This is a genomic window from Brochothrix sp. (assembly GCF_017549435.1).
Classification (GTDB): Bacteria; Bacillota; Bacilli; order Lactobacillales; family Listeriaceae; genus Brochothrix; species Brochothrix thermosphacta.
On the sequence record NZ_JAFYUW010000146.1, the window covers coordinates 1 to 5,309 of the forward strand.

Annotated in this window: 2 protein-coding genes; both read right to left on the bottom strand. The window is 39.0% G+C overall.

Annotated features, from left to right (window positions below; all coding sequences use genetic code 11):
- Window positions 1–511 precede the first annotated feature (511 nt).
- Window positions 512–2,866 (bottom strand): beta-glucosidase, encoded by a 2,355-nt coding sequence (locus tag IKV95_RS09645; protein WP_287451735.1) that lies wholly within the window; start codon window positions 2,864–2,866, stop codon window positions 512–514.
- 27 nt (window positions 2,867–2,893) lie between these two features.
- Window positions 2,894–5,309: glycoside hydrolase family 3 protein (locus tag IKV95_RS09650; protein ID WP_287451737.1), on the bottom strand; the 2,416-nt coding region annotated here is incomplete at its 5' end.

Consider the following 5,309-nt stretch of genomic DNA (forward strand, 5'->3'; position numbering starts at 1 on the left):
AGTAAGCTTGGAATTCTGGAGAAAAGTGAAAGAATAACAAGCTCGTTTTACTTTATCCAAATTGGATTGCTAAAAAATCACTCATTAGACTAGGGAAATTAAATTGTTATAGACTGGTTCATGTCTATACTCCAATTTGATTTTCAGGTCTAGTGATTTTTTTGCGTTTATGAAATTTTGATAAAGTAAGCTTGAAATTCTGGAGAAAAGCGAAAGAACGACAAGCTCGTTTTACTTTATCCAAATTGGAATGCTAAAAAATCACTCATTAGACTAGAAATTTCAGATCTTGTAGTGGTTTTTTGTAGCGTTATGAAATTACTGACATCGTTACGGATTTATCCATTTACGAGAACAGTATGAGACGAAGATTTCTCAAGCAATTAAGTACCAAACCATTGTTTTAGTTGAAGTACTAGAAAAAAATTTGCTGAAAAATAAAAAAGCACCTTCCAAATTGTTTGGAAGGTGCTCAGACTAAGAAGATAGTATTAGTAGTTATCTTTTTAAACTACTTTGTATTGCCGTTTATCCAACGTAAGTAACGTTCTACTTTTTTACGACTAACTTTGCCTCCAGTGAAACGTTCAATCTGTCGAAATGGCATGTTCAATACAAAGTAAATATTATTCGCCCACAGAGGCTGTTTAACGATAGTTAGACAGTTTTTCACTAACATCACTGTGCCATAGGTTAATTTACCAAGCCAATTTTTATTTTTAGCTTGTGCAATAGTATCATTCATTCCCAATGGATCAGCAGGTGACCATAACGCAGCCGGCGGATAATAACCTAATAGTTTGTGAAACTCCTCATCGGATATCGCCTGAATATTTCCAGATGCATATTCAGGATACCTATCTAGATTAAATTCATCACTCTCATTTTTAGCAGCACATTCAATTGTTGTTTCTAAACGAATATCTTGTAGTGAACTTCCTATTTGAATACGGTATACCCCCGCTTCAATTGCCCAATCTTCATGCATCACACTATAATAAGCAAAAGCTTGCTCGTCCAAATTTATTGTAATCGTTTTAGTCTCACCGGGTTCTAGCCTCACCTTTGCATACCCTTTTAATTCGCGTTTTGCTCGAATGATTTTTGTATCGGCCTTTTCAACATAAAGTTGGGCGATTTCTTCACCCGCAACTTTCCCCGTATTCGTTATATTAAACGACACACTTAGATCTGTGCGAACAATGTTCGAATAGGCAAACTGCGTATAGGATAGACCATAACCAAACGAATAACGCACCGGCACGTTCATCGTATCAAAATAACGATAACCAATAAACAAACCTTCACGATGTTCAGACGTCGCTTCTCGCCCTGGATAATAGGGTGCTGATGGAACATCCCCATAGGTAAAGGGGTAACTTTCACTGAGCTTTCCACTAGGATTGTATTCACCTAATAACACTGCGATCAAAGCTTCTGCGCTTCCTTGACCTGCAAGATACGTATGCACTAGACCTTTCACACCTGACTCATCAGCAAAAGGCAACTCAAGAACGCCACCACCTGCTAAGACAACTACGATTTCTTGATTTACTTTTAGTAATTCGTTGATAAGTTGCAATTGATTGTCAGGTAATTCAAGCGTATCTCGATCTATCCCCTCCGCTTCACTACTCTCATCCAACCCCATAAACACTAACACTTTATCTGCATTTCCAGCAAGTTCAACCGCTTGTTTGATTAACGATTTGCTTTTGCCACCCATCCGCTTGAAACCTTGTGCATAGCCCACTACATCCAACTGCGTTTTCTCCAACAGTTCCAACGGGCTTTGAAGTTGCGTGGGATTAATCAAAGAACTTCCCGCACCTTGGTAACGTGGTTTGTTCGCAAAATCACCCACAATGGCCACTTTTTCTTGTGGGTGTAACGGTAAAATTTCAGCTGAATTTTTTAATAATACCATTGAACGTTTTGCAGCTTCCACAGCCTTCTGATGATGTTCTTCCAAATCAATTGTTAACTCTCTTTCTGCCACTGCATGAGTCGTGAAAACAAGTGATAACATGCGATCAACAGCTTCATCAAGAATCGTTTCCGCAAGATTACCGTCCGTAACAGCCTCAACAATTTCCTTATCAGTAATGCCGTTAGTAGCGGGCATCTCCAATTGATTACCCGCCTTTAAACCTGCTACACGCTCATTATTGCCGCCCCAGTCTGTCACAACCACACCTTGATAGTTACATTCATCATACAAAATTTCATTCATAAGATGAGGATGTTCATTGGCATAGATACCATTAATTTTATTATACGATGACATCATCATTTGCGGCGCCGCTTTTTCTACCACTCGACGAAAGCCTTCTAGATAAAGTTCACGCAATGAGCGCTCATCCACAATTTCATCGATCGTCATACGCATGTGTTCTTGACTGTTAACCGCAAAGTGTTTAGGGCAAGCTGCTACACCCTCACTTTGAATCCCCGTTACTTGTGCACTCGCTAAAGTTCCCGTTAGAAATGGGTCTTCTGAAAAATATTCAAAGTTACGTCCGCAAAGCGGATTACGTTTTATATTTAAACCGGGACCTAGTATGGCACTCACATTTTCAGAGACACATTCCCGCGCTAAAAACTGCCCCACTTCTTCAACCAGTTGCTTATCCCAACTATTCGCCAACGTGGCTGCAGTCGGATAACACGTGGCTGGAATACTCGCATTAAGTCCCAAGTGATCGGCTTTCCCACCTTGTTTCCTTAAACCGTGCGGTCCATCTGTCATCATGATCCCTGGGATATTTAAGCGTTTAATCGCTTTTGTATTCCAAAAATTTTCTCCTGACATCAGTGATGCTTTTTCTTCTAGTGTCATCTTGTTAATCAACGCTTCATATTTCAACGTGATTCACCCCCTCTGCTCTAACTTTTATTTAATTAAATATGTTTGTAATAACGCATATAAAATATTATGCACACTTGTTCTAAGCCCTAATGCTGTGCCAGATGGATCTGCTTTATAGGCTTGCTCAATCCGTTTTATATTTTTAGGCGCACTCATTGTATCGAGCATTAAATCATTACCCGCTACAATGGCATCATCCGCATGCATGAAACCAAAAACAGCATCACTCGAAACCATCCCTTTAAAGCCCCACTCATCACGTAATACATCATTTAACAACTCTGTATTGCCACCTGCCCATTTACCATTAATCATACTAAAACTTGACATTGTTCCTAAATTCTTACCTTCTTTCACGGCTATTTCAAAGGGGCGTAAATGCAATTCACGAATCGATTGTTCGTTCCCCCAAACATATAAACCTGAGCGGGCATTTTTTTCTTGATCATTCATCGCAAAATGCTTCATAAATACAATAATATCTTGCTCTTGCGCTCCTTTTATTACAGCAGCCCCCATCTTTCCTGATAATAGCGGGTCTTCTGAAAAGTATTCAAAGTTACGTCCACCCATTGCTGTTCGATGAAGATTAACAGCAGGCGCATACCAACCATGAACGCCATATACTTTTGCTTCCTTTCCAACTACTTCACCCATCTCATAACCAAGCGCATTGCTCCATGTTGCTGCCAAAACATTTTCCGATGGGAACGAGGCGGCTTTGAACTTTTTGAAGAACGAATTCAGTCCAGCCGGTCCATCCAATAACATTGAAGCTGGTATCCCTAAACGGTCAATCGCCTCTGTTTGATACGCTCCTTTTACAACATAATTAATTAATTCATCCTTCGTAAATTGATCTAAGAACTGCTCCCACTTTGGATCATCATGTGCTAGATTTTTTAAATCACTTAACTTCAGACCATTATCTTTGCCAAACGCCGGCATATCCAACTTAGAATCTGTTGGCGTTTTTGCTAAATCATCTAAAACAAATTGTGGCGCTTCATCGTTGATTTTTTTATCTGACGGGTAGGTTCCTTTCCAATCATCACGTGATAAATAGGTTAATCCTGCTTCGCTTGCCTCAAATTGATTTTTGATTGTCGTACCCGTTGCGTAATCTTCTTTAATAACTTGACGCTTCGCAACCTCATACGTTAATTTTTTTCCTTTATCATGCACATTTTTTGCTAACTTAAGCTGATACTTACCCTCATCTAGCACATAGGCTTCCTCTGTTTGAGAATCGTATGATGCCATATCATTCGTTGCAAATGATAGTTTCAACGTTTGTTTTTCTCCAGGTTGTAACTCCTTTGTTTTATCATAGGCACCTAAAGCAACTGCCGCTTTTTCTAAACCACCTTTTGTATACGGTGCTGAATAATAAAGTTGTACGACGTCTTTACCTGCTACCTTACCTGTATTTGTCACTTCTACCTCAACACTTATTTTTTTGTCAGTCATTTTTTGACTGGCTACTTTCCAATCAAATGTTGTGTAACTTAAACCATGTCCGTAAGGGAATTGTACTGCTTTTTGATAGCCTTGTTCATCGCCTTTATAATACGTTTCGTAAAAACGATACCCAATGTATATCCCTTCTTGATAATTAACAAATGACTGTTTTAAATTTGTATAGTTATAATCACCAAAATTTTCAGTTGCTGGCGCTGATTGACTATTATAGGCATACGTATCTGTTAAACGTCCCGATGGATTAACTTTACCCGCTAATACATCACCCAAAGCTTCCGTACCGAATGGCCCTGGTATACCCACCCAAACAATCGATTTAATCTGCGGGAATTCTTCTAGATAACCTGATTCAAGCGCATTACCTGCATTGACGACAATAGTCACATTTTCAAAGTTTTCTGCCACTTTTTTAATTAGCGCTTTTTTATTCGCCGTTAATCGTAACTGCTCCTCTGACATATCACTACTTTCAACACACGAACTTGTAAGTAATACCACGGCATTATCTGAATAATCTTTAGCCTGTTTTAGCACATTATCTTTCAAATAAGAAACATTCGGTTCATCTTTATCGGTTCCTGAAACCATCGATTTCAGAACTTGCGTTAAACCATTTTCATTTTTTTGCTTTTGGAGTGCCTTAACCTCATCGAGTTCTGTATAAAATTGATATAATTGCTTATTATACTCAATGCCCGCATTCTTCAAACCATCAAATAAATTAACGGCTTCTGATGTATCAATTCCACCAGAACCGCCCCCACCGTAACGGAAATCAAATGAAGCTGTTCCAAATACATTAACGGTTTTATCGTCTAATGGTAGACTTCTATCTTCGTTTTTCATCAATACAATACCCTCATTAGCGATCTTACGAGCCACTTCATTACCTGCAGCTCGAGCTTTTTCACCTGCCGGCGTCTCTGTGTTAATTGTTATGTTTTTACCTGTCATCACA